The organism is Dactylosporangium aurantiacum (assembly GCF_000716715.1).
Taxonomy (GTDB): Bacteria; Actinomycetota; Actinomycetes; order Mycobacteriales; family Micromonosporaceae; genus Dactylosporangium; species Dactylosporangium aurantiacum.
In genome coordinates, this window is sequence record NZ_JNYJ01000033.1 from 17,994 (window position 1) to 42,010 (window position 24,017).

Below are 24,017 nucleotides of genomic sequence, written 5' to 3' on the forward strand. Positions count from 1 at the left end.
ATGGTGGAACTGCCCGGTGGACTGCTCCTGCGCGCCGCCCGCCGCGCCGACCTCGACCAGATCGGTGCGCTGCTGGCCGCGCGGGGCGCGCCGGCGGACGCCGAGGATCACCGCCTCGTGGTCGAGGACGCCGACGGGGGGTTCGACGCCTGCGGGGTGGTGGTCGACGGGGACCGGGTCGTGTCCACCGCGACGCTGCTCGACGAGACCGTCGTGCTCGCCGGCCGCCCGGTCCCCGCCGGGCAGGTGGAGCTGGTGGCGACCGACCGCGAGTACGAGGGCCGTGGCCTGGTCCGGGCGTTGATGGGCTGGGCGCACGAGCGCTCGGCCGGCCGTGGGCACCTCGTCCAGGTGATGATCGGGATCCCGTACTTCTACCGGCAGTTCGGCTACCAGTACACGATGCCGATCGCGCAGCGGCGGGCGGTGCTGGACGTGCCGGCGATGCCCGACGGCTGCACGGTGCGGGTGGCCGGGCCGGACGACATCGCGGCCATGGCGCGGCTGCAGGACGCGGTCCAGCGCCGGCACGACGTGTCCATGCCGCACTCACCGATGTGCTGGCGGGCCCTCGTCGCCAGGTCGGGCAGCACGCAGGTGGTGGCCGAGCGGGCCGGCGCGGTGATCGGCACCGCCCGGGTCACGCCACCCCACGAGGGTGTCGTCGTCGGCGAGGTCGCCGTGGCCGGCGACGGCGGTGCGGGGGTCGCCGCGCTGCTCGCCCATGCGGCCGGGCTGGCCGGCGGCGCGCCGTTCGAGGCGAAGGACCGCGCCGGGCTGCTGGCCGCGCACCTCGCACCCGCGCGCCCCGACGCCGCCGACTACTACGTGCGCGTCCCGGACGTGGCGGCGCTGCTGCGGCACCTGCGGCCCGTGCTGTCGGCGCGCCTCGCCGGGCACGACGGCGACGCCGACGTCGTCGTGTCGTTCTTCCGCCATCATGTACGCCTGCACCGCACCGACGGCGCCGTCACCGACGTCGCGGCGGGCGGGCCGATGCAGGGGCCGGCCGCGCTGGGCGGCGCGGGCGTGGCCCCGGACCTGGTCGGGCCGCTGCTGTTCGGCCCGCACGGCATCGACGGGCTCGCCGCCCGGCACGCCGACGTCTACCCGGGGCCGCGGGCGGCGCTGATGCGGGCGCTGTTCCCGCCGGTCACCTCGGACCTGCTCACCTTCTACCTGCCGTAGGGCGGCCCGGCAATTTCCTGCCGGGAACCGTTCAGGTGCCGCGAGGTTGCGCCGATGGTCTCAGCGTCACACGGACGCGACGCACCACAGGGGGCACGGATGAACAGCACCGCGATCACGAAGGCGCTCACGCTCGCCGGTTTCACCGCCGTCGCCGGGCTCGGCACGATGCTCGCGCCGGCCGCCGCGCACGCCGCCACGAACCCCGACGTGTACGCCCGTGCCGGTGTCATCTACGTCAACGACGGCCACCGCGAGGTGCGCCTCACCGAGGACGAGGTCAACGCGCAGCCGAGCCTCTCCCCCGACGGCGTGAAGATCACCTACGTGCACAACGGCACCATCTGGGTCATGAAGGCCAACGGCGCCGGCAAGCACCAGGTCAGCGACCGCACCGGCACCGCACCCACCTGGACACCGGACGGCACCTCGATCACCTACACCGCCGAGTCGTGCACCGGCGCGCCCGGCACGTTCCGCGTCGGCACCCGCGGCGGCACCACGTCCGAGCCGCTGTCGCCCGCCGAGTGCCGCGACGAGGCCGCCCCGCAGGTCGGCTACATCACCGAGCAGCCCGGCACCGGGCCGCAGTCGACCCGCTGAGCGCGGCGGTTGACTCTCCCACCGTGGGAGACCCGATCCTGGTCGGGTGGGTGAACTGTTCAGCATCGGCGACCTGGCCGCACGCACCGGCCTGCCGGTGAAGGTGATCCGGCACTGGTCCGACGTCGGCGTGGTGCCACCGACCATCCGCACCGCGTCCGGCTACCGCCGCTACGACGCGGGCGCCCTCGCCCGGCTGGAGCTGGCGCGCACGCTGCGGGACCTCGGGCTCGGCCTGACCGCGATCCGCGGCGTCGTGGACCGGGAGCGGACCGTGGCGGAGGCGGCGGCGGTGCACGCCGACGCGATCGAGACGCAGGTCCGCACGCTGCGGCTGCAGCAGGCGGTGCTGCGGTCGGTGTCGCGGCGCGGGGCGACCGCCGCGGAGCTCGCCGACCTGACCCGGCTGGCCCGGCTGTCGGCGCGGGAACGCACCGCCGTCATCCACGACTTCGTCACCGCCGCGCTCGGCGACCTCGACGTGCCCACCTACCGCGCCGGGTTGCTCGCCGCCACCCCCGACCTGCCGGAGCAGCCGTCCCCCGAGCAGCTCGACGCGTGGATCGAGTTGGCGGCGCTGGTACGCACACCGCGGCTGCACGCGTCGCTGGCGCGGATCGCGCGGTACGCCGCCGAACACGCCCCCGGCGAGCACGACGAGCGGGCCGTCGCCGCCGCCAGGGACGTCACCGACCTGTGGGTGCGCCGGGTCACGGCGGCGATCGACGGCGGGATCATGACCGACTCCCCGGCGGCCGACCCGGTCGTCGCCGACATCGTCGCGGCGTGGCTGCCGACCCAGGCCGGCACCGGCGTCGACGGCGCGCCGGCCCGGCGCCTGTTGCTGGAGCAGCTGGAGGTCGCCGCCGACCGGGACGTCGAGCGGTACTGGCAGCTGCTGTGCGTCATCAACGGCTGGCCGGTGCCGGCAAGCCTGCAGGCACCCGGGCGGTGGCTGATGACGGCGCTGCGGGCGAACCCGGCGCCGGGTGCCCGCGCCGCCGGCATCGCCGCGCTGCTGGCCGAGGAGGACCCCGACCCGGCGTGGCTGCTGCCGGCCTGCGAGCGGGTCCTCGCCGAGGTGGAGGAGCTGGTCGCCGCGGTGCCGGCCGGGCGGCTCGGCGCGCCGACGCCGTGCGCCGGCTGGGACGTCCGCGCGCTGCTGGAGCACCTCGTGTGGGAGAACCTGCTGTGGACCAGCCTGGCCGCCGGCGCCCCGCGCGCCGACTTCGCCGCCGACCACCTCGGCGACGACCACGTGGCCGCGTTCCGGGCCGCCTCGCGGGACACCCTCGCCGCGTTCCGCCGCCCCGGGATGCTGTCGCAGCGGTACGGCGAAGCACCCGGCTGGCGCCTGGTGGAGCAGGTCGTCGTCGAGATGCTCGTGCACGGCTGGGACCTCGCCACCGCGACCGGCCGGCCCACGGACCTCGCCCCGGACGTCGCCGACGCGATGCTGCCGGCGGTCCGCGCCATGTACGGCCCGCTGCCCAGGACGTCGGCCGGGTCGTTCGGCCCCGAACAGCCCTGTCCGGAGGGGGCGACCGCGGCTGACCGGCTCGCCGCCTACCTGGGCCGCGTCACAGGCCCCCGTGCGTGACGAGGGCAGGCGGCTCGCCGTCCGGCACCTTGCCCACCCGGCCGGACGACAGCTCAGGCCAGGACGACCCGCTCCAGCACCGTGAGCGGGGTGCGCCACTGGTCCGGGGTGTCGTAGTTGCCGGCCACGACCGCCACCACCAGGTCCTGGTCCGGCACGACGGCGAGCCGCTGCCCGCCGTTGCCCGCGGCCATCACGACCCGCCGCCCGGCGACGGTCTCCAGGTACCAGTGGTAGCCGTAGCCGGCGCCCCAGTCCGTCCTCAGCCGCGGCTGCACCATCGTGCGGATCCAGCCCGCCGGGACCACGGCCCGTCCCCGCCACTCCCCCTCGGCGAGCACCAGCTCCCCGATCCTGGCCAGGTCCCGCGGCGCCAGCCGCAGCCCCGACGCGGCGGACGGCACCCCGTCCTGACCGGCCAGCCACTCGTGCCGCTGGATGCCCAACGGCTCGAACAACGCACCGTCGGCGTATTCGTCGAGCGGCCGCCCGGTGCCCTCGGCGATGAGCCCGCCGAGCAGCGCCGTGGCCCCGCCGCAGTAGCTCCACCGTCGGCCGGGCGCCTCGACGACGGGCCGTTCCAGGACGTACCGGTACCGGTCCGGGGCAAGCTCCATGGCGATCTCGGCGTTGGCGGGGCTGTCGTACGGGATCTCCTCCCGCCACTCGAGCCCCAACGACATGGTCAGCGCGTGCTCCACGGTGAGCCGCGCCCGGTCCGGCTCCGCCCGCAGGTCCGGGTACTGCGGAAACCGCGCCAGCAGCGGCGTTTCCGGCTCGGGCACCAGCCTGTCGGCGAGCGCGGCGCCGTACAACAGCGCCGTCACGCTTTTCGTGACGGACCGTAGGTCGTGCAGCGTCTCGGGCCCGAACCGCACGACGCCGAGCGACTGCCCCCACGTGAAGTCCTCACCCTCGCCGTAGTGCTCCAGCACCGTGCGACCGCCGCGCGTCACCACGACCCCGTGCAGCCCGTCGACCTCCCCCGCGCCGACCGCCGCCGCCAACCGGTCCCGCATCCGCATCGATCTCCTTCGTCAACGAACCACGCTGCGCAGAACGTACACAGGATTTCGCAACCGTGGCGGCCCGGAAGGTGCACCCACGCGGCGGCGGCAGGTGGCCGCCGCCCGGGGCCGTGCGCGGTTGGGAGAACGAATTCCGAGATCATCCGAAATCAATTTGACGATCATCCACGCCGGTGATCTCGGCACTCATCTGCGTCAATACGATGGAGACCACGCAGACTTTGCAGACTTTTCGCGTGTTGGGTTTGACAGGCTACATCGTATCGCCTTCCATGGAAGCTGCAGTCGATGGTCCGTTCGTTACTTCGTCACGGGGGATGCCGTTATGGCCACGGTGTTGTGCGCGGTCGTCACCGTCCTGGCATGGGGCAGTTGGATCGGGCTGGCCCAGTACGCCGGCGAGGCCGACGCCCACCTCAAGACCGTGTACGTGACGGCCGGCGGGCTCGCCTTCGCCCTGATCGCGCCGGCGGTGCTCGGCAGGCCGGGCGCCGGCGACCTCCGTTTCACCCTGGCCGCGTGGTGGATCCCGTTCCTCGGCGGCGTGATCTGGGCACTGGGCAACGTCTGCGCGCTCAGCGCCGCCGGACGGCTCGGCATCGCCCGTGCCGCGGCGGTCTGGACCAGCCTGAACATCGCGCTCGCGGTGGTCTGGGGCGCCGCCCTGTTCGGCGAGTTCTCCCGCCTCGGCCCGGCCCGGCTCGCGCTTAACGCGGTCGTGCTGCTGGGCGTCATCGGCGGCCTGGTGCTGGTCACCATGGCCAAGGACGACGGCGAGGTCCGGGCGTGGGCGTCCGGCGGGCTCGCCGCGGCGGTCGGCGCGGGCGTGCTGTGGGGCAGCTACTTCGTGCCCGTGCAGGCCTCCGGGGTGTCGCCGTGGGTGGCCAACATCCCCCTGGCCGCCGGCATGGTGGTGGGCAGTGTGGCGCTGCTGCTGACGCCGGGCCGGCCGCACCGCCTGAGGCCCGCACACCGGCGCGCCTACGCGGTGCTGCCCGCCGCCGGCGCGCTGTGGGGCGTGGGCAACGTCGCCATGCTGCTGCTCGTCCAGGACGTCGGCGCCGGCCGCGGATTCACCGTCGCGCAGCTCGGCCTGGTCGTCAACGCACTGGTTGGCATCTATTTATATAACGAGCCGAAGCCCGGCACCCGCGCCGCCAGGATCACCTTGTGCGGGGTCGCCCTCGCCACGGCCGCCGGGGTGCTGTTCGGCACGTTCTCATAAGCGGCCGAACACCACAGGCACGGCACCACCATCACACGGCAAAGCGAGCCGCACGACGTCGGCGTGCGCGCGTACCGGCGTGCGCACAAAACCTTTCCGCAGCAGATCGGAGGAGCGTATGCGTGTCATGATCACCGGGGTGACCGGCTTCGCCGGCAGTTACCTCGCCGAGCACCTCGTCGACAAGCCCGGCGTCGAGGTGTACGGGCTCAAGCGCTGGAACAGCCCGATGACCGACATCCTGCCCGTGCGGGACCGCATCACCCTGATCGACTTCGACCTCGGCGACCCGCACTCCGTCTACGCGGCGGTCCGCGAGGTCCGCCCCGACCGCGTCTTCCACCTCGCCGCGCAGTCCTACGTGCCGATGAGCTTCCGCGCCCCGGTGGACACGATCCGGGCCAACGCGCTGGGCACCGTCGCCCTGCTCGAGGCGCTGCGCGAGGTCGGCGGCGACCCCGTGATCCACATCTGCACGTCCTCGGAGGTCTACGGCGAGGTCCCCAGCGACGAGCTGCCGATCACCGAGGCGACCCCGTTCCGCCCGCAGAGTCCGTACGGCGTGAGCAAGGTCGCCGAAGACCTCACCGCGTACCAGTACTTCATGTCCTACGGCATGCACACCCTGCGCACCAGGTCGTTCACGCACACCGGTCCGCGCAGCAAGGAGGTCTTCGTCGCGCCGGCGTTCGCCAAGCAGATCGCGGAGATCGAGGCCGGGCTGCGCCCCGACGGCATCGTCAAGGTCGGCAACCTCGACTCGACCCGCACCTTTCTCGACATCCGCGACATGGTCGAGGCGTACTGGCTGCTCACCGAGCGCTGCCCGGCGGGTGAGGTGTACAACATCGCCGGCGACACCACCTGCCTCGTCGGCGAGATGCTCGACGTGCTCGCCTCGCTGACCGACGTGACGGTCAAGGCCGAGGTGGACCCGGCGCTGCTGCGGGCCTCGGACGTCACCCGGCAGGTCCCCGACACCACGAAGTTCCGCGAGGCCACCGGATGGTCGCCGCGGATCCCGTTCGAACAGACGCTCAAGGACATCCTCGACTACTGGCGCGCGCAGGTCAGCCTGCGCGCACTGCGCGCCGAGCGGTGACGGAAGGAGCAGGGCAATGGTCTATGTGATCGCGGAGATCGGCAAGAACACCGACGGCGACCTCGGCCGGTGCGCGGAGCTGGTACGCGCCGTGCACCGCGCGGGTGCCCAGGCGGTGCGCTTCGCCCACTTCTCGCTCGACGCGAGCGTGCACCCCGACGCCCTGCGGCCCGGCGCCGAACGCGCCTGGTCCCTGGCGCTGGAGCTGCCGTTCCGCACGGAGCGGCTCTTCGACGCCGACGGCTACCGGGCGGTGCTGGACCTGTGCGGCGAGCTCGGCCTCGACCTCATCGGCACGCCCTGGGACCTGCCGTCGCTGGAGGTGTTCCAGGCGGCGGGGGTCACCGACTACGCGGTGAACTCCATCAACGCCTACAACCTGCCGGCCGCGCAGCGGATCCTCGCCGCCGCCCGCCGGTCGTACCTGTCCACCGGCGGGCTCGGCGAGCCCCAGGTGAAACGCCTCGTCGAGGCGCTGGAGCTGTCCGGGCGCGACGCGGTGCTCATGCACGCGGTGACCGCCTACCCGGCGCCGCTGAGCACGCTCAACCTGCGTGCGCTGCAGGTGTTGCAGCGGTACCACCCACACGTCGGCTACTCCAGCAACGACCTGGTGCCCACCGCCCCGCTCGCGGCCGTGGCGAACGGCGCGACCGTCATCGGCAAACACGTCCACCTCCTTGACGGTGCCGGGCCCGCGCATCGCGCCTCGATCACCGTCGGCGAGCTCGCTGAGCTGGTGGCGACGCTGCGCGAGTTCGAGGCGGCGAGCGGCGAGGAACGCAAGCACGAGTCCCGCGGCGAGATGGCCAACCGGGACGTCCTGGCCAAGGGCCTGGTGCTGGCCCGCGCCGTGCCGAGTGGGCAGCCGCTGACGGCCGAGGACCTGGCGCTGCAGCTGCCGCCGAAGGGCGTGCTCGCCGAGGAGTGGTTCGACGTGCTCGGCCTGCCCGCCGCCCGTGACCTGACCGCCGGAGACTATCTGTTCACCGCCGACGTCGGCGGCCAACGCGACGACGACCTCGGCGAGCGCGGTGTCGTGCCCGGTGAGCGCGGGGTCGTGGTGCGGCTCAAGGACATCGACGAGATGACCGCGGGTCGCGACTTCGACTACGTCGAGGTGCATTACGCGGCCAGCGACATCGGCAAGCCGGACACCTTCGACGAGTACGACCTCGACGTCGTGGTGCACGTGCCCGAGTACGCCGACGGCGTCCTGCTCGACCTGTGCGCCTACGACGAGGCGTTGCGCCGCTTCTCCATCGAGGTGATCGACCGCGTCATGGCGAAGGCCCGCGCGCTGCGGCCGCGCTTCACCCGCGGCGGCGACCTGGTCCGGTTCGTGATCCACCCCGGTGCGCTCACCCACCCCGACCCGCTGGCCGACCCGAGCCGCCAGTACGAGCTGTTCGCCGACGCGATGCGCCGCATGAACACCGACGGCCTGGAAGTGCTGGTGGAGAACATGACGCCGTTCGCCTGGTTCCTGGCCGGCGACTGGTCGCCGCGGCAGGGTGTGAGCAACAGCTTCCTCGACCCGCACGCGATGCGGGCGTTCGTCGAGGAGCACGGCTACCGGATGACGCTGGACCTGTGCCACGCGCAGCTGTACTGCAACCACGCCGGCCTGTCGCTGCGGGAGTACATGGAGGTCGTGCGGCCCGTCGTCGGGCACATCCACTTCTCCGACGCCACCGGCATCGACGGCGAAGGCATCCGGGTCGGCACCGGCGACATCGACTGGCGCGCCGTCTGCGAGGTCTTCGGCGGGCACACCGGCGGCTGGACACCGGAGATCTGGAACGGCCACCACGACCACGGGGCCCGCTTCTGTCAGGCGCACCGGGACCTCAACGCGCAGTTCCGCCTGTACGGTCCGGCGCCGTGCGAGCGGTGATCCTGGCCGGCGGCCGCGGCACCCGGCTCGCGGCGCGCTTCGGCGACATCCCGAAACCCCTCGTCCCCGTCGCCGGCCGGCCGGTGCTGGAGCATCAGCTGGCATCGCTGCGGGCCAGCGGGATCCACGACGTCACGCTCGTCGTCGGCCACCTCGCCGGTCACATCGTCGAGCACTTCGGCCGCGGCGAACGGCACGGCATGCGGATCGACTACCACCTGGAGGACCGGCCGCTGGGCACCGCGGGTGCGCTGGGCTCGCTGCGCGACGACCTCGGCGGTCCCACCGTCGTGATGTACGGCGACGTCATGCTCGACATGGACTTCACCGCGCTGCTGGACTTCCACGCCGGCCACGGTGGCGCGGTGACCCTCGTCGCGCATCCGAACGACCACCCGTACGACAGCGACGTGCTCGTCCTGGACAGCCAGGACCGGGTCACGGGGCTGCTGCCGAAGCGGGAGCCGCGGGCCGGCTGGTACGCCAACCGGGTCAACGCCGGGGTGTTCGTCCTGGAGCCGCGGGCCCTCGCCGGGCTGGTCCCGGGCCGAGCCGCGGACCTGGAACGCGACGTGGTCAGGCCGGCGATCCCGCACCGGACGGTGTACGCGTACCTCACGGCCGAGTACCTCAAGGACATGGGTACACCCGAACGGCACGCTCAGGTGAGCGCCGCGGCCGAGGCGGGGCTCATCGCGGCCCGGCACCGGGCGCGGCCGCAGCGGGCGGTGTTCTTCGACCGGGACGGCACCCTCAACGAGTACGCCGGGCTGCTGCACGACATCGACGAGCTGCGTCTGGCCGGCGGGGCCGCGGAGGCCGTCGCGGCCGTCAACCACGCGGGTTGGCTCGCCGTCGTCGTGACCAACCAGCCGGTCGTCGCGCGAGGACTGTGCACTGCGGTGGAGCTGGCGGCCATCCACGCGAAGCTGGAGACCCTGCTCGGCGAGCGCAACGCGTACGTCGATGCCATCTACGCCTGTCCGCACCACCCGGACCGCGGGTACCCGGGCGAGGTCACCGAGCTCAAGGTGGCCTGCGCCTGCCGCAAACCCGGGACCGCGCTCATCGACCGGGCCGCGGCCCGGCACCACATCGACCTGTCCAGTTCCTACCTTGTCGGCGACGGTTCCTGTGACGTGCAGGCCGGACGGGCCGCGGGGATGCGCACGGTCCTGCTGGACACCGGCGAGGGCGGCCGCGACGGCCGCTGCCCCGGCGCCGAACCGGACCTGCGCGCATCCACCGTCTCCGACGCGGTGGCAATGATCCTGAAAGGGGCCGAGTGATGACCGACTCGCAAACGCTGGACTTCGCTCCCGGCGTCAACGACTACCTCACCGAACTCAAGGACGTCATCGACACCGTGGACGTCGAGGAGATCACGCACGTGATGCGGCGGCTGCTGGCGACCTATGAGCGGCGTGGCTCGGTGTACGTGTTCGGCAACGGCGGCAGCGCCTCGACCGCCTCGCACTTCGTCAACGACTTCAACAAGGGCGTCAGCGAGCACCTCGAGCAGGGCTTCCGGTTCTACTGCCTCAACGACAACGTCGCCACCGTGATGGCGGTCGCCAACGACATCAGCTACGAGCAGGTCTTCGCCCTGCAGTTGAAGAACTACCTCGTCGACGGCGACCTGGTGCTGGCGATCTCCGGCAGCGGCGAGTCGCCGAACGTGGTCGAGGCCGTCCGGTACGCCAGCGACCGCGACATCGAGACGATCGGGCTGGTCGGCTTCGACGGCGGGCAGCTCAAGAAGCTGGCGGATCACTGCATCCACGTGCCGGTGTACGACATGCAGAAGGTCGAGGACATCCACCTGGTGGTCAACCACGTGATGATGGCGCTGTTCAAGGAGCACCTCTCGGCACCGGTTCGGGCGTGAAGGGGGTTCGATCGTGCGGACGTTGACGCTGACCCGTACACCGTTGCGGGTCAGCCTCTTCGGGGGCGGCACCGACCTGCCGGACTACTACCGGCGGCACGGCGGGAAGGTGCTCAGCCTGACCATCGACAAGTTCGTCTACGTGACGGTCCGCGCCCGCTGGGACGGCGCGGTCGGCCTGAGCTGGACCGGCACCCTCGCCGACGGCGCCGAGCAGGTCAGCGACCCGATCGTGCGGGCGGCGCTGCAGGTCACCGGGATCACCGGCGGCTGCGACATCGCCAGCATGTCCGACGTGCCGCCCGGCGGCAGCGGCCTGGGCTCCTCCAGCGCGTTCACCGTCGGGCTGCTGCACGCCCTGCTCACCGCGAGCGGGCGGGACGCCTCGCCGTCGGTCCTCGCCGAGCTCGCCTGCCGGGTCGAGATCGAGCTGCTCGGCGCCCCGATCGGCAAGCAGGACCAGTACGCCGTCGCGGTCGGCGGCTGCAACGAGTACGCGTTCCATCCCGACGAGCGGGTGTCGGTCAGCGCGGTGCCGCTGCCCGGCACCGGCCTGGCCGACCTGGCCCGGCACGCGCTGGTCTTCGCCACCGGCCGCACCCGGCGCACCAACGACGTGCTGTGCGACCAGAAGGCCCGCATCCCGCACACCGCACATCACCTGCACGCCATCAAGCAGATCGTCGACCCGGGCCGCGACCGCCTCCTCGGCGGCGACATCGCCGGCGTCGGTGCCCTGCTGCACGACGGCTGGCAGCGCAAGAAGCAGCTCTCCGCCCGCATCAACGACGACCAGCTCGACGACTGGTACGACCGTGCCTTGCGAGCCGGCGCTTACGGCGGCAAACTGCTCGGCGCGGGCGGCGGCGGCTATTTCCTGTTCCTCGCCCCACCCGGCGCCCACCCCCGCGTGGCCGCCGCCCTGCCGGAGCTGCGCCGCATGCCCGTCAGTTTCGTCCCGACCGGCTCACGTGTCGTGGCCAGCCTGCCCTGACCGCCGTCGGTACCATGGACCGGGTGCTCTCAGCCGCGATCTTCGACCTCGACGGCGTCCTCGTCGACAGTGAACCGAACTATCTCGCCGCCGAGCGGGAGCTGCTCGCCGGGTACGGCATCGACTTCACCGAAGACATGAAACGTCCCTACATCGGCTGGGGCACCCGGGACATGCTCATCGACGTGGCCGCCCGGCACGGGATCGACGATCCGGTCGACGCGCTGGTCGCCCGCAAGAACACCACCTACCTGTCACTGACCCGCCGCCACGTCACCGGCTACCCCGGCACCCGCGAGATCCTGCTGGCCCTGCGCGCCGACGGCCTGCCCACCGCGCTCGCGTCGGGCTCCTCCCCCGAGGTCATCGACGTCATCCTCACCACGCTCGACCTGCACGACGCATTCGACGCGGTCGTCTCCGCCGAGCAGGTCCCCCACGGCAAACCGGCCCCCGACCTCTTCCTCGAGGCCGCCCGCCGCCTCGCGGTGCCCCCCGCCTCCTGCGTCGTCTTCGAAGACTCCGAAGCCGGCGTACGCGCCGCCCTCGCCGCCGGCATGCGCTGCGTGGCCATCCCCTACCTGCCCGACCCACCGTTGCCGGAGCCCTTCCACCGCGCACATCTGCTCATCGACGGCGGCATGCCCGCCCTGAACCCGGCAACCGTCCTGGCCTGGCTGCGCACCTGACGACCGCCGGGCCCGTACCCCCCGGAACGTCGTCGGTGCGGCCGCGACGCGGCTGAACAGTGCTCCTCCGCAAGGGGCGACCGCGACCGGGCCGGTACGCCGGCCGGCAGCCGGGCGGAGGTCGGCATCCAGGACGCCTGTAGGGCGGCGACGGACGGCGGTACGCGACGCTCAACAGCTGGATCTGGGACCCGTCCAGCGGCGTCCCGTCACGCCGCCCACCATGTGGCGTCTCGGCCCCAGCGCCGGCCGGGAATCCGCGCCCGGCAGGTTTGCGGCGCCTGAGCGGGGAAGTGTGCTGCCGACAGCGGCAGCGAACCTGGAAGAAGGTGACCAGCGTGGCGAAGTACATGCTCCGAAGCACCTACACGACCGAAGGCGTCCGAGGGCTCCTCGACGAAGGGGGCAGCGGCCGCGCCACGGAGACCGAGCACCTGATCGCCCGTCTCGGCGGCCGGCTGGAGTCGCTGTACTTCGGCTTCGGCAGCGCTGACACGTACGTCATCGCGGACCTGCCCGACAACATGACGGCCGCCGCGATCCGCCTCGCCGTCACCGCCTCCGGCGCGGTCGAGACCGAGGTCATCGCGCTGCTCACGCCGGACGAGATCGATCAGGCGACCCGGCAGAAGGTCGGCTTCCGCGCACCCGGCGCCTAGAATCTCGAGCACGACCAGCCCCCTGCGCGGCCGCGGTGCGGCGGCGCGGGGGGTCATGCCGGAGCGCACCGTCCCGGCACGGGCAACGGCGAGAAAGACCGGAAGAGGTGCCATGTCACAGTCCGAGGCGGGTCCGCGGTCCCAACCGCTGCGGGAGGTCCCGCGACCGGAAGGACCCGCCATGCGCGCGCTGCCGCTGTCGTCGCTGGCCGACCAGCACCTCGCCACGGCGCGGGGCGCCTCCAGCGGGCGCAGCGCCCAGACCGTGTACGGCGGCCACGAGCACACCCTGCGCCAGGTGCTGCTCGCCCTGGCCCGCGGGCAGGGCCTCGACGAGCACGAGAGCCCCGGCGAGGCCACCCTCCACGTCCTGCGCGGTCGTGTCCGGCTCAGCACGGCCGACGACAGCGTCGAGGCCGACGCGGGCGAGCTCCTCGTCATCCCCGATGCCCGGCACGCCCTGCACGCGCTGGACGACGCGGTCGTGCTGTTGACGGTCGCCAAATCGCCGTGAGCCCGCGGCGTCGCCGTCGCCGGTCACCTCGGAGGGCTACGATGCGGTCCTTCAGCGACCGGTAGGAGAGGCGACGGATATGAGCGAATCGGTGGAGACCCGGGGCGATCAGCGTGACGAGCTGCTGGCCGTCGACACGAACCAGGACGGGGTCGCCGACGTGCTGGCGATCGACACCGACGGCAACGGCAAGGCCGACCTGTTCCAGCTCGACAGCGACGGTGACGGCGCCGTGAACGTCACGATGGTGGACCTCGACGAGGACGGCGTCATGGACGTCAAGGTCGACGGCGACGGCGGGCACCCCCTCGCCGGCTGACCGCCCGCCCCGGCTCGCCGCGCTGCCACGCGGGCGGCGAGCCCGGGCACCCACCGCGGGCCACGAGCCCGGGCCACAGGTCTAGCCCAGCGAGCGGTCCCCGGTGCGGGCGAGGGTGGCCAGCGGATCGCTCAGGAGCTCCTCGAAGCCGAGCTCGGCCGCGCCGATGAGGGTGGCGTCGTCGCCGAGGTCGCAGATGCGCAGGCGGATCCGTTCGCGGGCCACCGGCAGGACGTTCGTGGCGATGCGGCGCTGGACCGTGGCCGCCGCGGCCGGGTACAGGTCCCGCAGCATCCCACCGAAGATGACCATGGCCGGGTTGAACAGGTTGATGAGGTTCGCCACGCCGATGCCGAGCCAGTCGCCGACCCGGCGGACCGCGTCGCTCGCCCGCGGGTCGCCTCGCACGGCGTCGTCGACGACCGCCCTGATCGCGTCCCGGCCGAACTCGTCCGCCGGCCGGCCCGCGGTGTCCAGCAGCGCCCGCTCGCCGACCTCGGCCTCGAAGCACCCGCGTGAGCCGCAGCCGCAGGGCCGCCCGTCGTACGGGTTGATGACCATGTGCCCGACCTCGCAGCCGTAGCCGCCGTCCCCGTCCAGCAGCGTGCCGCCGACGATGATGCCGCCGCCGACCCCGACGTCGCCGTGCAGGTAGACCAGGTTCCGCAGGCCCCGGCCGGCGCCGCGGCGCTGCTCGGCCTGCGCCCCGAGGTGGGCCTCGTTGCCGACGATCACCGGCCGGCCGAGGCCGAGGCGGCGGCCGAGCTCGGCGCCGAAGGCCTGGTCGACCCAGCCCAGCTCCGGACCGAAGCGGACCATGCCGTCGCCCGGCCGGATCATGCCGCAGTACGAGGCGCCGAGGCCGACGCAGGTCGAGCCGGCCGGGGCCGAGCGGTGCAGCTGGCGGCCGAAGCGGGTCAGCGCCTCCACGACCCGGTCCAGGTCGGCGCCGGCCCGGGGGCGCACGGCCTCGTGCCGCTCGACGATCGTGCCGCCCAGGTCGACGCGGGCGGCGACCACCCGGTCGACGGCGACGTCGAAGGCCAGCACGTGGGCCCGGCCGGGCTCGGGCCGCACCACGAGCGACGGGCGGCCGCGCCGGCCGGTGTCCCCCGGGGCCTCTTCGCTGACCAGGCCGGCGGCGCTCAGCTCGGCGGTCGCGGCCAGGATCGTGCTGCGGTTCAGCCCCATCCGCTCGGCCAGCACCGCCCGCGAGACCGGGCCGTCCAGGTGCAGGTGGCGCAGCAGGGCGCCGAGGTTGTTCGACGGATCACGCAGCACCAAGCCGACCTCCCGCCGACGCACCTTACCGCCGTCGGGGTCGTCGCGCGCACCGCCGGGCCCGGCGGCCTGGTGCGTTCAGGCCAGGCCGAGGGCCGCGCGGGCCTGGGCGGCGTCGGCGGGGGCGAGGACCTGCCGGGCCGTGTCGGCGACCATCTCGCGCACCGGCGCCGGGGCGCCCGCGAGGCCGGCCAGCCAGCCGAGGCGGGCGGGGCGTTCGATCGCGGGCAGCAGCCACCGGATGCTGGTCCGGGTCACCGGGGCGGGCGTGGCGGCGAGGAACTGCTCGCGGCACGCGCTCAGCTCCTCGTCCGACCGGACCCGCCAGATCGCGGCCATGACGGTGGTCTCCTCCTCGTGCAGGTGGTGCAGGGTCGTGCCGACGTAGCGGGCGAGGTCGCGGTACCAGGCGAGTCCGGCGTCCGGGTCGCCGCCGGCGCGCAGCACGGCGAAGCGCTCCTCCAGGTCGTGCAGCAGGTCGTCGAGGTCGCGGTGGTCGTCCTCGGGCAGCGTGAGGGCGGCCTCGTGGCCGTCCAGCAGCCGGAAGATGTACTTGTCCTCGTGTTCGGTGTGGCTGTGCAGCAGCTCGGCCATCGCGTCCCAGCGGGTGCCGAGCTCGGCGACCTCGGCCGGGTCGCTCCAGTCGGTCGCGCCGGCGCGGGCGGTGAGGTCGAACAGGCCGGCGCGCAGCGCCTTGTGGATGCCGGTGAAAAGGTCGACACGGGGCGTGTGCGGTGCGTTCACGGGAGGTGGTCTCCGATCGTCGGTGCGGTCCCGGGCAACGTACGGCGGGCGTGCGGCGCGTCACCATCCCTGCTTCGCGGGGGTGGCGCCGGGTCGTGGGCCGACGACAATGGGGGGCATGCACCTCCGGTCAGCCGTCAGGCACCTCGCGGCGGGCGACCTCGACGCGGCGCGGCGCGGGCTGGACACCCTGCTGCGCGGCGCGGTCGGCTACGACATCGCGGCGATCTCGACGGTCGATCCGGCCACCATGCTGTGGACGAGCTGCTACGTGTCGGGCATCGACGAGGCGGGCTCCCGCGAGCGCGAGCGGCTCCTGTTCGACCTCGAGTTCTGCGGGGAGGACCTCAACGGCTACGCCGAACTGGCGACCCGCCGCGTTCCCGTGGCGACGCTGCGCGAGGCCACCGGGGGTGACCTGGCGCAGGCCGCCCGCTGGCGGCTGCTGCTGCACGGGCTCGGGGTCACCGACGAGCTGCGGGCGGTGCTGCGCTCCGCCGGGCAGTGCTGGGGGACGTTGACGCTGTACCGCACCGGCGACGCGCCCGCCTTCACGGCGCAGGACGTCGCGCTCGTCGCGGACGCGGGCACCGCGATGGCGGACGTGTTCCGGCTGACGCTGCTGCGCGCGGCGCTCGACGTGCCCGGCGGCCTCGAGCATCCGCCGGGGATGCTGCTGGTCCACCCCGACGGCGCCCTCGGCCCGGTGTCGGAGACGGCCGAGCGGTGGCTGTCGCTGCTGGACGACCGGGGTCGTGTCCCGTCCGTCGTGCAGTCCGTGGCGGCGGCCGTGCGGGCCGGCAACCCGATGGCGCGCGCCGCGGTGCCGAGCCGTGCCGGTCAGTACGTGGTGCTGCACGGCTCGCCCGTGTCCGGCACGACGGTCGAGGACCGGCTGGTCGCGGTGATCATCGAGAGCGCCCGCCCGGTCGTGCTGAGCGACGCCATCGTCGCGGCGCACGGCCTGACCCCGCGGGAGCGCGACGTCACCGGCCTGGCGGCGCTCGGCCGCAGCACCCGCCAGATCGCCAACGAGCTGGACATCTCCCCCTTCACGGTCGGCGACCACCTGAAGTCGGCGTTCTCGAAGGTCGGTGTGCGCAGCCGCAGCGAGCTGGTCGCGGCGCTCTACCACCAGCACTACAGGCCGAGATCCGAGCAGGGCGCGCAGCCCGGGCCGTACGGCTGGTACCTGGACCACAACGTCGCCGTCTGAGCGTGACCTCAGCGGCGGACCGGTGTCGTCCGGTCGGTCCGGGGCAGCTTCCGCGGGTTGCGGACCGCGTACAGGCCGCTGATCCGCCCGTCGTCGATGCGCACGGCGATCACGCAGTCCAGCCGGCCGTCGAGGTACAGCAGCAGCGCCGGGTGACCGTTCACGAACGCCGGTGTGAGCGCCGCCGTGCCGGGGACCTTGCGCATGCCGCCGAGCAGCAGCCGGCCCACCCGGTCGGCGCCGACGACCGGCCGCCGGACGGTCTGCACGTTGCCGCCGCCGTCGCCGAGGAGCACCACGTCCGGTGCCAGGACGTCGAGGAGCTGCTGCAGCCCGCCGGTGCGCACCGCCGCCTCGAACGCGGCGAGCGCCGCGCGGGTCTGCGCCGCCGACGCGGCTCCGCGCGGCCGGCGGGCGGCGACGTGCGCGCGGGCCCGGTGCGCGATCTGCCGGACCGCCGCCTGGGTCTTGCCGACCGCGGCGGCGATCTCGTCGTAGTCGACGGCGAACACGTCGCGCAGCACGAACACCGCCCGTTCGGTCGGCGTGAGCGTCTCCAGGACCAGCAGCATCGCCATCGACACGCTGTCGGCGAGTTCGACGTCCTCGGCCACGTCGGGCGTGGTGAGCAGCGGCTCCGGCAGCCACGAGCCGATGTAGGACTCGCGGCGGCGGCGCAGCGTCCGCAGCCGCATCAGCGCCTGCCGGGTCGTGACACGCACCAGGTACGCCCGCGGGTCGCGCACCTGGTCCAGCTCGACCTCCGACCAGCGCAGCCACGTCTCCTGCAGCACGTCCTCGGCGTCGGCGGCCGAGCCGAGCATCTCGTAGGCGACGGTGAACAGCAGGTCGCGGTGGGCGACGAACGCCTCCGTGGCGGTGTCCGGCTCCGTCATCGTGGCTCCTTTCCCGGCGTCGCCCATCCGATGCCGGCCGGCGGCGCCGTGTGACACCCGCCGAGCGTGGCGCCCGTCACGCCGCGCCCGCGTCACGGACCGTGGGGCGGCGGCATCTGGATGGGCGTCACGAACCGACGCCGGACAGGAGCTTCTCATGCACGTCGCACTGTGGATCGCCGCCGGGCTGCTCGCCGCGGTCCTGCTGGTCAGTACGTCGAAGATGGTGGTGCCGCGGGAGCGGATCGCGGCGATGGGCGGGCCCGCCGCGCAGTGGGTGCTGGACTTCAGCCCCGTCCGGCTCAGGGTCATCGGCGCCCTTGAGCTGCTGGCCGCGGCGGGGCTGATCCTGCCCGCCGCGCTGGACGTGGCGCCGGTCCTGGTGCCGGTCACGGCAACGTGCGTGGCGGCCCTGTTCGCCGGCGCGGCGACGATGCGGCTGCGCCGGGGCGAGCGGGCCACGATCGTGCCCGACCTGCTCTATCTGGCCCTGGCGATCTTCGTGGCGTGGGGGCGTTTCGGCCCCGGACAGTTCACCGGCTGACCGGGGCCTCGGGCGTGCGGCGCGGCAGGGCCGCGGTGTGGCCGTAGAAGTTGCGGATCTGCATGACGACCCGGTCGTAGTCGTCGAGGTTGATGGGTTTGGTGACGTACGCGTTGGCGTGGGCGGTGTAGCTGGCCGCCACGTCGTCCGCGGCCGCCGAGGTGGTGAACACGATCGTCGGGATCGACTTGAGGTCCTCGTCGGCCTTGATCGCCGTCAGTGTCTGCCGGCCGTCGACGCGGGGCATGTTCAGGTCCAGCATGATCAGATCCGGGCGGGGCGCGTCGGCGTACGGGGGCTGGCGCCGCAGGAACGCGAGGGCCTCACCGCCGTCGGCGACGTGGTGCAGCTGGCTGCCGATGCTGTGATCGGCGAAGGCGCTCTCCACCAGCGCCACGTCACCGAGGTCGTCCTCGACGACGAGCACCTGCAGCGGCGGCTGGTCACGGTTCACGAGCAGGCCGTCGTTCACCAGCCGACGGTACCGTCCCGGACGCGGTGGGCGGCACGCACGATCGGCCGGTCAAGTGTGCCGGTCCGGCAGGTCGTCATGGACCGTCGACGTGCCGTGCCGCACGCACCGGGGGCAGCCGTGGGGGCCGTCGGCGGTGCGCGCGCCGATCCACCCGTGCCGGCGCAGCACGCTCCACGCCAGGTCCCACCGGTGCAGCACGGCGCCGAGGCCGCGCAGCAGCAGGCCGCAGCCGTCGCAGCGAAGGCTGAAGTCGGTCCCGTCCGGCCCGTGCACCGCTGTCATGGCGGTCCTCCGTACACCTCGAACGGCGGCAGGTCAACTGCCCCAATGGTCACGCGGTGGCATGGCGACAATCCTTCGGAAATATGACAGCTCGACGACAACCGGCTCAGCCGACGAGGCTGTCGCCGAGCGGGGTGCGTCGATAGAGCACCGACCGGCCGGACCTGGCGCGTTCGACGAGCCTCGATCGGTGCAGGACGGCGAGGTGGTCGCCGACGGCGCCGGTGGCCATGCCGAGGGCGCGGGCGAGCTGGCTGGTGCTCGCCGGGTCGGCGAGGGTGACCAGCAGCAGCGCCCGGGAGCGGCCCAGCAGCGCCGACAGGTGCGCCGGCGCCGACGGCGGGCCGTGCTCCAGCAGCGTCGCGACGCCGCGGGCCGGGTACACGATCGCCTTGGGCCACGGCGCGTCGGCGTACACGGCCAGCTGCGGCCACACGAACACCGACGGCACCAGCAGCAGCCCCGCGCCGTCGAGGGCGGTCTCGCCGCGGGACCGCACGAGCACGTCGATGCCGCCGTCGCGCCACCGGACCTTCGGATGCAGGCCGGCGAGGGCGGCGGCCCAGCCGGCCCGGCCGAGCGCGGCGACGCGGTGCACCACGTCGCGCTCGCACAGCAGCCGCAGCCGTGGCCAGTCGTCGGCGAGCAGCGCCGTCCACGCGGCGGCGAGCAGTGCGGCGAGGCGGTCCAGGACGTCGGGTGCGGTGAGGACCGCGCGCGCGGCCGGCGGCACGGCACGCCGCCGCAGGTAGAAGTCGATCTCGGCGCGGGCCTCGGCGGGTGGGGCGGCGCGCAGCGCGGCGAGGTCGTCGTCGATGCTCTGGTCGAGCCCGCGCGGCGGCGGGGAGAAGAAGGTCGCCCCGGACCCGGGCCCGTGCAGGGCCAGGACGGCGTCCAGGGCCGGGTCGGCGCGCAGCGACGCGAACCGGGGCCGCAGCCGGTCCAGCCACGCCTGCGGCACGCCCTGCCGGTCCGGGCCGGCCAGGGCGCGGATCAGGTGGTGCAGCTCGAAGACCGGTGACAGCGCGAACCGGGTGCGCAGCAGGTCCTCAGCGCCGACCACGAACCGCAGCATGCCCCGACCTTACGCCACAGGACGAATCATTCGTGGCCGTCCAGCCGGGCCCGCAGGCTGCTGGCATGACCGTCGTCGACCGCCCGGCCACCTACCGCGAAGTGTTCGCGGAGCCGTCGTTCCGGGCCCTGTTCACCGCCCGTACGCTGGCGATCGGCGCCACCTCCCTGCAGATCTTCGCGCTGTCCGTGCTCGTGTACGCCGGCACCGGCTCGCCGCTGCTGAGCGCGCTGGCGTTCGGGGCGGGGTTCCTGCCGCAGGTCGTCGGCGGGATGCTGCTGGGCTCGCTGACCGACCGGCTGAGCCCGCGACCGCTGATCGTGGCCGGCTACACGGTGGAGGCCGGGCTCGCCGCCGCCCTGGGCTGGCTCGATCTGCCGGTGGCGGCGAGCCTCACCCTTGTCGCGGTCGTCGCCTGCGGTACCCCGGTGTTCGCCGGCGCCGCGGCCCGGGTGATCGCGGAACGGTTGACCGGCGACGCGTACGTGCTGGGCCGGTCCGTGTCGAACATGTCCTCGTCCACGGCGCAGCTGCTCGGCCTGGCCGGCGGCGGCGTCGCGGTCGCCACCCTCGGCGCCCGTACGGCGCTGCTGTGCGCGGCCGGCTGCCACGTGGCCGCCGCCGTCATCGTCCGGTTCGGCCTGCCCGCGGCCGGCGCGTCGGGGGCCGGCGCAAAGGACGGCGCCGGCCGGGGCGGCGCGGTGCGGGACAGCTGGACCGGCGCCGTCGCGCTGCTGTCGGACCGGACCATCCGGCGGCTGCTGCTGGCGCAGTGGTTGCCGTCGGCGCTCGCCGCGGGCGCCGAGGCGCTGCTCGTCGCGTACGGCGCCGGCCGGGGCTTCGCCGCCGGCAGCGGCGCGCTGCTGATGGCAGCTCCCGCGCTGGGCATGCTCGCCGGCAACTTCGGCGCCGGCCGGTGCATGCGCCCGTCGCTGCGGGAACGCTCCTCCCCCTGGTTCCTGCTGGTGCTCGGCACGCCACTGATCGCGCTGCTCGCCGGGCCACCGCTGCCGGTCGCCGTCGGGCTGCTCGTCGTGGCGGGCACCGGGTTCGCGTACGGGCTGGGCCTGCAACGGGCGTTCCTCGCCGCGGCCCCGGAAGACCGCCGCGGTCAGCTGTTCGCGCTGCTGTCCACCGGCCTGATGGCGCTGCAGGGCGTCGGCCCGCTCGTCCTCGGCGCCGTCGCCGAGGTGACCTCACCGGCGGTGGCCATCGCGGTCGCCGGCGCGGCCACGGTCCTGGTGGCGCCGTCCCTGCGCCGCCCGCGGCACGACAGCGTTTGAGCCGCCGGCGGCACGACGGCGTTTCCGCCGCCGGCGGCACGACGGTGTTTGAGCCGCCGCGGCCGGGACACAGGGGACGCCATGCACAAGGTGACCGTCGTGATCGCCACCCGCAACCGCTGGCCCGGCCTGCAGCGGACGCTGCGCCTGCTCACCGGGCACGGCGACGCGCCCCCGGTCGTGGTGGTCGACAACGGCTCCACCGACGGCATGCCGGACCTGCTCGCCGAACAGTTCCGCAGGTACTGGTCGTGCCGCTGCGGCGCAACGCCGGCGCGGTCGCCCGCAACCACGGGGTGGCGGCGGCCGGCACGCCCTACGTGGCGTTCGCCGACGACGACTCGTGGTGGGCGCCCGGCGCGCTCGACCGGGCGGCCGCGCACCTCGACGCGGCACCGCGCCTGGCGCTGCTCGCCGCCCGGACCCTCGTCGGACCGCGGGAGCGCCTGGACCCGATGGCGGCGTTCATGGCCACCGGCCCGCTCGGCGAGGCCGCCGACCTGCCGGGCCCGTCCGTGCTCGGGTTCCTCGCCTGCGCCGCGGTGGTGCGCCGCGCCGACTTCCTCGCCGTGGGCGGCTTCGACCCGGTCGTGTTCTTCATGGGTGAGGAGGCGCGGGTAGCGCTCGACCTGCGCGTCGCCGGCCGCGGGCTGGCGTACTGCGACGACGTCGTCGCCCACCACCACCCGGCGCCCGGCAACGGCCGGGCCGGCAAGCGGGCCCTCGCGGCGCGCAACGCCGCGCTGACCGCGTGGATGCGCCGCCCGCTGGCCGTCGCCGCGCAGCTGTCGGCGGCGCTGCTGGGCGCGGCCCGCACCGACCCCGCGGCCCGGCGCGCGGCGGCCGGGCTGGCGGCGCGACTGCCGGCCGCGCTGGCCCGCCGCCGCCCGGTGCCGGCGGACGTCGAGGACGAGCTGGCCGCCCTCGCCGCCGGCGAACGCGCCGCCGGCTACAGCACCGCCGGACGGACGGAGGAGCCGGCCAGATCATAGGCGGGATGGACCGCCGCCGCCGCGCTGGTCGACGTGGCGCAGGTCGTGGGCCGCGACGAGGAGGCGGCCGCGCTGCCGACCGCCCGCCTCGAGGCGCCGGTGACGCGGGACTGCGGTGCGTGGCCGCGCACCGGCAGCGGGCGGAGCTGCCCATCGACCTCGGCCGGGTCGAGGAGGCCGTGACGCTGCTGCGGCAACCCGGCCCGGGCCCTGATCCCGGTCAGAACGTGCCCTGGTACAGGGCACAGCCGCGGCACACGTCCGGCGGGTCGTCGCCGGCCAGGCGGCGGCGGAACTCCTGGTAGTGGGCGCCGGACCAGATCTCGGGGAACGACTGCTCGTCGAGGCGGCCGAGGGCCACCCGGTCGTCACCCATCACCATGCAGCACGGCTGGACGACGCCGTCGCTGGTCACGTACGCGGCGTCCCACGGCCACGTGCAGCCGCCGGGGTGCGGGCCGGTGCTGGGCAGCCGCAGCATGACGCCGTGGTCCTTGGCGGCGCGGCGGGCGGCGGCGAACGCGGCGTCGGCGGCCGCCCGGTCCTCACCCGTCCACAGCGCCTCGGCGGCGGCGTAGTCACGGATCTCGCGGTAGGCGCCGGACGGGTCGGTGTCGCCGAAGGTGTGCGAGAGGTTCTGCACCCGCAGCTCCGCCACGCCGATGCGGCCCAGCAGCGCCACCAGGTCGGGCAGCTGGGCGACGTTGCGGCGCATCGCGACGAACACCACCCGGATCCACGGGGTGTCGCTGCCGGCGGCCCGTTTCGCCGCGACCAGGCCGGCGAGGTTGCCCACCACGGTGTCGAAGGACGCGCCGTCGCGGATCGCCTCGAACGCGCCGGCGTCGGCGCCGTCGAGGGACACGTGCAGCCAGTCCACGCCGGAGTCGACGAGCTCCGCGGCGCGGCGGGCGTTGAGCAGCGTCGCGTTGGAGTTGAAGCCGACCCGCGCACCGCCGCCCTTGGCGAGCCGGATCATCGCCAGCAGGTCCGGGGCCAGCAGCGGCTCACCCAGCCCCTGCAGCGTGAGCTGCCGCAGGTCGGGCAGGTCGCCGATCAGGCGCTCGAACATCACCATCGGCATCGCCCCGGTGATCTTGTTGACCGGTGGCCGGTACCGCACCAGGCACATCGCGCAGCGCAGGTTGCACGCCGAGGTGACCTCGACCTGCAGCGCGTCGGGCAGGGGTGGGCACAGGTCGAGCACGCGCGCGGGGTGTGCGACTGCCGTCACCGCGACCTCCGTGTCCTCGTGGGCGTCCTGCGCACCGGCTACCCGCGCCGAGGACCCGAAAACACCCGGCGGCGGCTACCCGCCGGGCTGCCGGCGCGCCTCCGCGGCCCGCTTCTGCCGCTCCCGCATCTGCTTGTACTGGTCGCGGGCCTGCGGGCTCCAGCCCTGGATCGCCCCTTCGACGGTCGCGGGGCCGAAGATCTGGAAGAAGAACTCGCCGACGCGGTCCTTCTTCGGCTTCGGTTGCCCGGCACGGGAACGCTTGAACATGGCCGCCACTTCCTTGGTG

General features: G+C 73.9%; 25 protein-coding genes and 1 pseudogene. 17 read left to right on the forward strand and 9 right to left on the reverse strand.

Features of this window, described 5'->3' with window-relative positions; genetic code table 11:
• The 3 genes from OP18_RS31780 (at window position 1) to OP18_RS31790 (ending at window position 3,391) form a co-directional block, all read left to right on the forward strand.
• Window positions 1-1,188, forward strand: coding sequence for a GNAT family N-acetyltransferase (locus OP18_RS31780; protein WP_033362807.1), 1,188 nt, complete (start codon window positions 1-3; stop codon window positions 1,186-1,188).
• 99 nt (window positions 1,189-1,287) lie between these two features.
• Entirely contained in the window at window positions 1,288-1,791 is a 504-nt protein-coding gene (locus OP18_RS31785; protein WP_052387629.1) for a TolB family protein, read from the forward strand.
• A gap of 46 nt (window positions 1,792-1,837) precedes the next feature.
• Window positions 1,838-3,391 (forward strand): TIGR03086 family metal-binding protein, encoded by a 1,554-nt coding sequence (locus OP18_RS31790; RefSeq protein ID WP_033362808.1) that lies wholly within the window; start codon window positions 1,838-1,840, stop codon window positions 3,389-3,391.
• Between the two features lie 53 nt (window positions 3,392-3,444).
• On the opposite strand, the gene OP18_RS31795 is transcribed toward OP18_RS31790, so the two are convergent.
• Window positions 3,445-4,416, reverse strand: coding sequence for a serine hydrolase domain-containing protein (locus OP18_RS31795; RefSeq protein WP_033362809.1), 972 nt, complete (start codon window positions 4,414-4,416; stop codon window positions 3,445-3,447).
• Window positions 4,417-4,744: 328 nt separating this feature from the next.
• Between OP18_RS31795 and OP18_RS31800 the strand changes: the two genes are divergently transcribed.
• The 10 genes from OP18_RS31800 to OP18_RS31845 all read left to right on the forward strand — a co-directional run bounded on the left by OP18_RS31800 (window position 4,745) and on the right by OP18_RS31845 (window position 13,706).
• Window positions 4,745-5,644, forward strand: coding sequence for a GRP family sugar transporter (locus OP18_RS31800; protein WP_033362810.1), 900 nt, complete (start codon window positions 4,745-4,747; stop codon window positions 5,642-5,644).
• Window positions 5,645-5,762: 118 nt separating this feature from the next.
• Window positions 5,763-6,746 carry a GDP-mannose 4,6-dehydratase gene (locus OP18_RS31805; protein WP_033362811.1) on the forward strand — a complete coding sequence of 328 codons (984 nt, stop codon included), beginning with the start codon at window positions 5,763-5,765 and terminating at the stop codon, window positions 6,744-6,746.
• Between the two features lie 16 nt (window positions 6,747-6,762).
• Complete coding sequence (locus OP18_RS31810; protein WP_033362812.1) at window positions 6,763-8,643, forward strand: N-acetylneuraminate synthase family protein; 1,881 nt, start codon at window positions 6,763-6,765, stop codon at window positions 8,641-8,643.
• A complete protein-coding gene (locus tag OP18_RS31815; RefSeq protein ID WP_033362813.1) occupies window positions 8,631-9,932 on the forward strand; it encodes an HAD-IIIA family hydrolase in 1,302 nt (433 codons plus the stop codon). The genes OP18_RS31810 and OP18_RS31815 overlap by 13 nt, the downstream gene beginning before the upstream one ends.
• Window positions 9,932-10,531: an SIS domain-containing protein gene (locus OP18_RS31820; RefSeq protein WP_052387630.1), complete on the forward strand. Its 600-nt coding sequence runs from the start codon at window positions 9,932-9,934 to the stop codon at window positions 10,529-10,531. The genes OP18_RS31815 and OP18_RS31820 overlap by 1 nt, the downstream gene beginning before the upstream one ends.
• A 13-nt stretch (window positions 10,532-10,544) precedes the next feature.
• A complete protein-coding gene (locus OP18_RS31825; RefSeq protein WP_156089942.1) occupies window positions 10,545-11,525 on the forward strand; it encodes a GHMP family kinase ATP-binding protein in 981 nt (326 codons plus the stop codon).
• Between the two features lie 23 nt (window positions 11,526-11,548).
• Entirely contained in the window at window positions 11,549-12,214 is a 666-nt protein-coding gene (locus tag OP18_RS31830; RefSeq protein WP_162189866.1) for an HAD family hydrolase, read from the forward strand.
• Window positions 12,215-12,552: 338 nt separating this feature from the next.
• Window positions 12,553-12,873, forward strand: a complete 321-nt coding sequence (locus tag OP18_RS31835; RefSeq protein WP_033362815.1) for a GYD domain-containing protein — start codon at window positions 12,553-12,555, stop codon at window positions 12,871-12,873.
• 181 nt (window positions 12,874-13,054) lie between these two features.
• Complete coding sequence (locus tag OP18_RS31840; protein ID WP_033362816.1) at window positions 13,055-13,387, forward strand: cupin domain-containing protein; 333 nt, start codon at window positions 13,055-13,057, stop codon at window positions 13,385-13,387.
• 79 nt (window positions 13,388-13,466) lie between these two features.
• Entirely contained in the window at window positions 13,467-13,706 is a 240-nt protein-coding gene (locus tag OP18_RS31845; RefSeq protein WP_033362817.1) for a hypothetical protein, read from the forward strand.
• An 81-nt stretch (window positions 13,707-13,787) separates the two neighbouring features.
• Here OP18_RS31845 and OP18_RS31850 read toward each other — a convergent pair whose 3' ends face one another.
• Both OP18_RS31850 and OP18_RS31855 read right to left on the reverse strand, forming a co-directional pair.
• Window positions 13,788-14,987 (reverse strand): ROK family transcriptional regulator, encoded by a 1,200-nt coding sequence (locus OP18_RS31850; RefSeq protein WP_389254097.1) that lies wholly within the window; start codon window positions 14,985-14,987, stop codon window positions 13,788-13,790.
• A gap of 78 nt (window positions 14,988-15,065) precedes the next feature.
• Entirely contained in the window at window positions 15,066-15,731 is a 666-nt protein-coding gene (locus OP18_RS31855; protein ID WP_033362818.1) for a hemerythrin domain-containing protein, read from the reverse strand.
• Between the two features lie 118 nt (window positions 15,732-15,849).
• Here OP18_RS31855 and OP18_RS31860 point away from each other — a divergent pair, with 118 nt between their 5' ends.
• Window positions 15,850-16,947, forward strand: coding sequence for a helix-turn-helix transcriptional regulator (locus OP18_RS31860; RefSeq protein ID WP_052387634.1), 1,098 nt, complete (start codon window positions 15,850-15,852; stop codon window positions 16,945-16,947).
• 8 nt (window positions 16,948-16,955) lie between these two features.
• Here the strand turns inward: OP18_RS31860 and OP18_RS31865 are convergent, their stop codons facing one another.
• A complete protein-coding gene (locus OP18_RS31865; RefSeq protein ID WP_211273735.1) occupies window positions 16,956-17,843 on the reverse strand; it encodes an RNA polymerase sigma-70 factor in 888 nt (295 codons plus the stop codon).
• A 157-nt stretch (window positions 17,844-18,000) separates the two neighbouring features.
• Here OP18_RS31865 and OP18_RS31870 point away from each other — a divergent pair, with 157 nt between their 5' ends.
• Window positions 18,001-18,387, forward strand: a complete 387-nt coding sequence (locus tag OP18_RS31870) for a DoxX family protein (protein WP_033362820.1) — start codon at window positions 18,001-18,003, stop codon at window positions 18,385-18,387.
• Here OP18_RS31870 and OP18_RS31875 read toward each other — a convergent pair.
• The 3 genes from OP18_RS31875 to OP18_RS31885 all read right to left on the reverse strand — a co-directional run bounded on the left by OP18_RS31875 (window position 18,377) and on the right by OP18_RS31885 (window position 20,219).
• The gene (locus OP18_RS31875; RefSeq protein ID WP_052387635.1) at window positions 18,377-18,859 is read right to left on the reverse strand and encodes a response regulator; all 483 of its coding nucleotides are present in this window, start codon (window positions 18,857-18,859) and stop codon (window positions 18,377-18,379) included. The genes OP18_RS31870 and OP18_RS31875 overlap by 11 nt on opposite strands.
• Window positions 18,860-18,910: 51 nt before the next feature.
• On the reverse strand, window positions 18,911-19,144 hold the full coding sequence (locus OP18_RS31880; RefSeq protein ID WP_033362821.1) for a hypothetical protein: 234 nt from the start codon (window positions 19,142-19,144) through the stop codon (window positions 18,911-18,913).
• Window positions 19,145-19,250: 106 nt separating this feature from the next.
• On the reverse strand, window positions 19,251-20,219 hold the full coding sequence (locus tag OP18_RS31885) for an ArsR/SmtB family transcription factor (protein ID WP_033362822.1): 969 nt from the start codon (window positions 20,217-20,219) through the stop codon (window positions 19,251-19,253).
• 65 nt (window positions 20,220-20,284) lie between these two features.
• Between OP18_RS31885 and OP18_RS31890 the strand changes: the two genes are divergently transcribed.
• Together OP18_RS31890 and OP18_RS51510 are read left to right on the forward strand one after the other, a co-directional pair.
• Complete coding sequence (locus tag OP18_RS31890; protein WP_033362823.1) at window positions 20,285-21,502, forward strand: MFS transporter; 1,218 nt, start codon at window positions 20,285-20,287, stop codon at window positions 21,500-21,502.
• 81 nt (window positions 21,503-21,583) lie between these two features.
• Window positions 21,584-22,494, forward strand: a pseudogene (locus OP18_RS51510) (glycosyltransferase family 2 protein).
• A gap of 220 nt (window positions 22,495-22,714) precedes the next feature.
• Here OP18_RS51510 and OP18_RS31905 read toward each other — a convergent pair.
• Both OP18_RS31905 and OP18_RS31910 read right to left on the reverse strand, forming a co-directional pair.
• Window positions 22,715-23,728 carry an SPASM domain-containing protein gene (locus OP18_RS31905; protein WP_245635596.1) on the reverse strand — a complete coding sequence of 338 codons (1,014 nt, stop codon included), beginning with the start codon at window positions 23,726-23,728 and terminating at the stop codon, window positions 22,715-22,717.
• Window positions 23,729-23,803: 75 nt separating this feature from the next.
• Window positions 23,804-23,998 carry a hypothetical protein gene (locus OP18_RS31910; protein ID WP_156089943.1) on the reverse strand — a complete coding sequence of 65 codons (195 nt, stop codon included), beginning with the start codon at window positions 23,996-23,998 and terminating at the stop codon, window positions 23,804-23,806.
• Window positions 23,999-24,017: the final 19 nt, after the last annotated feature.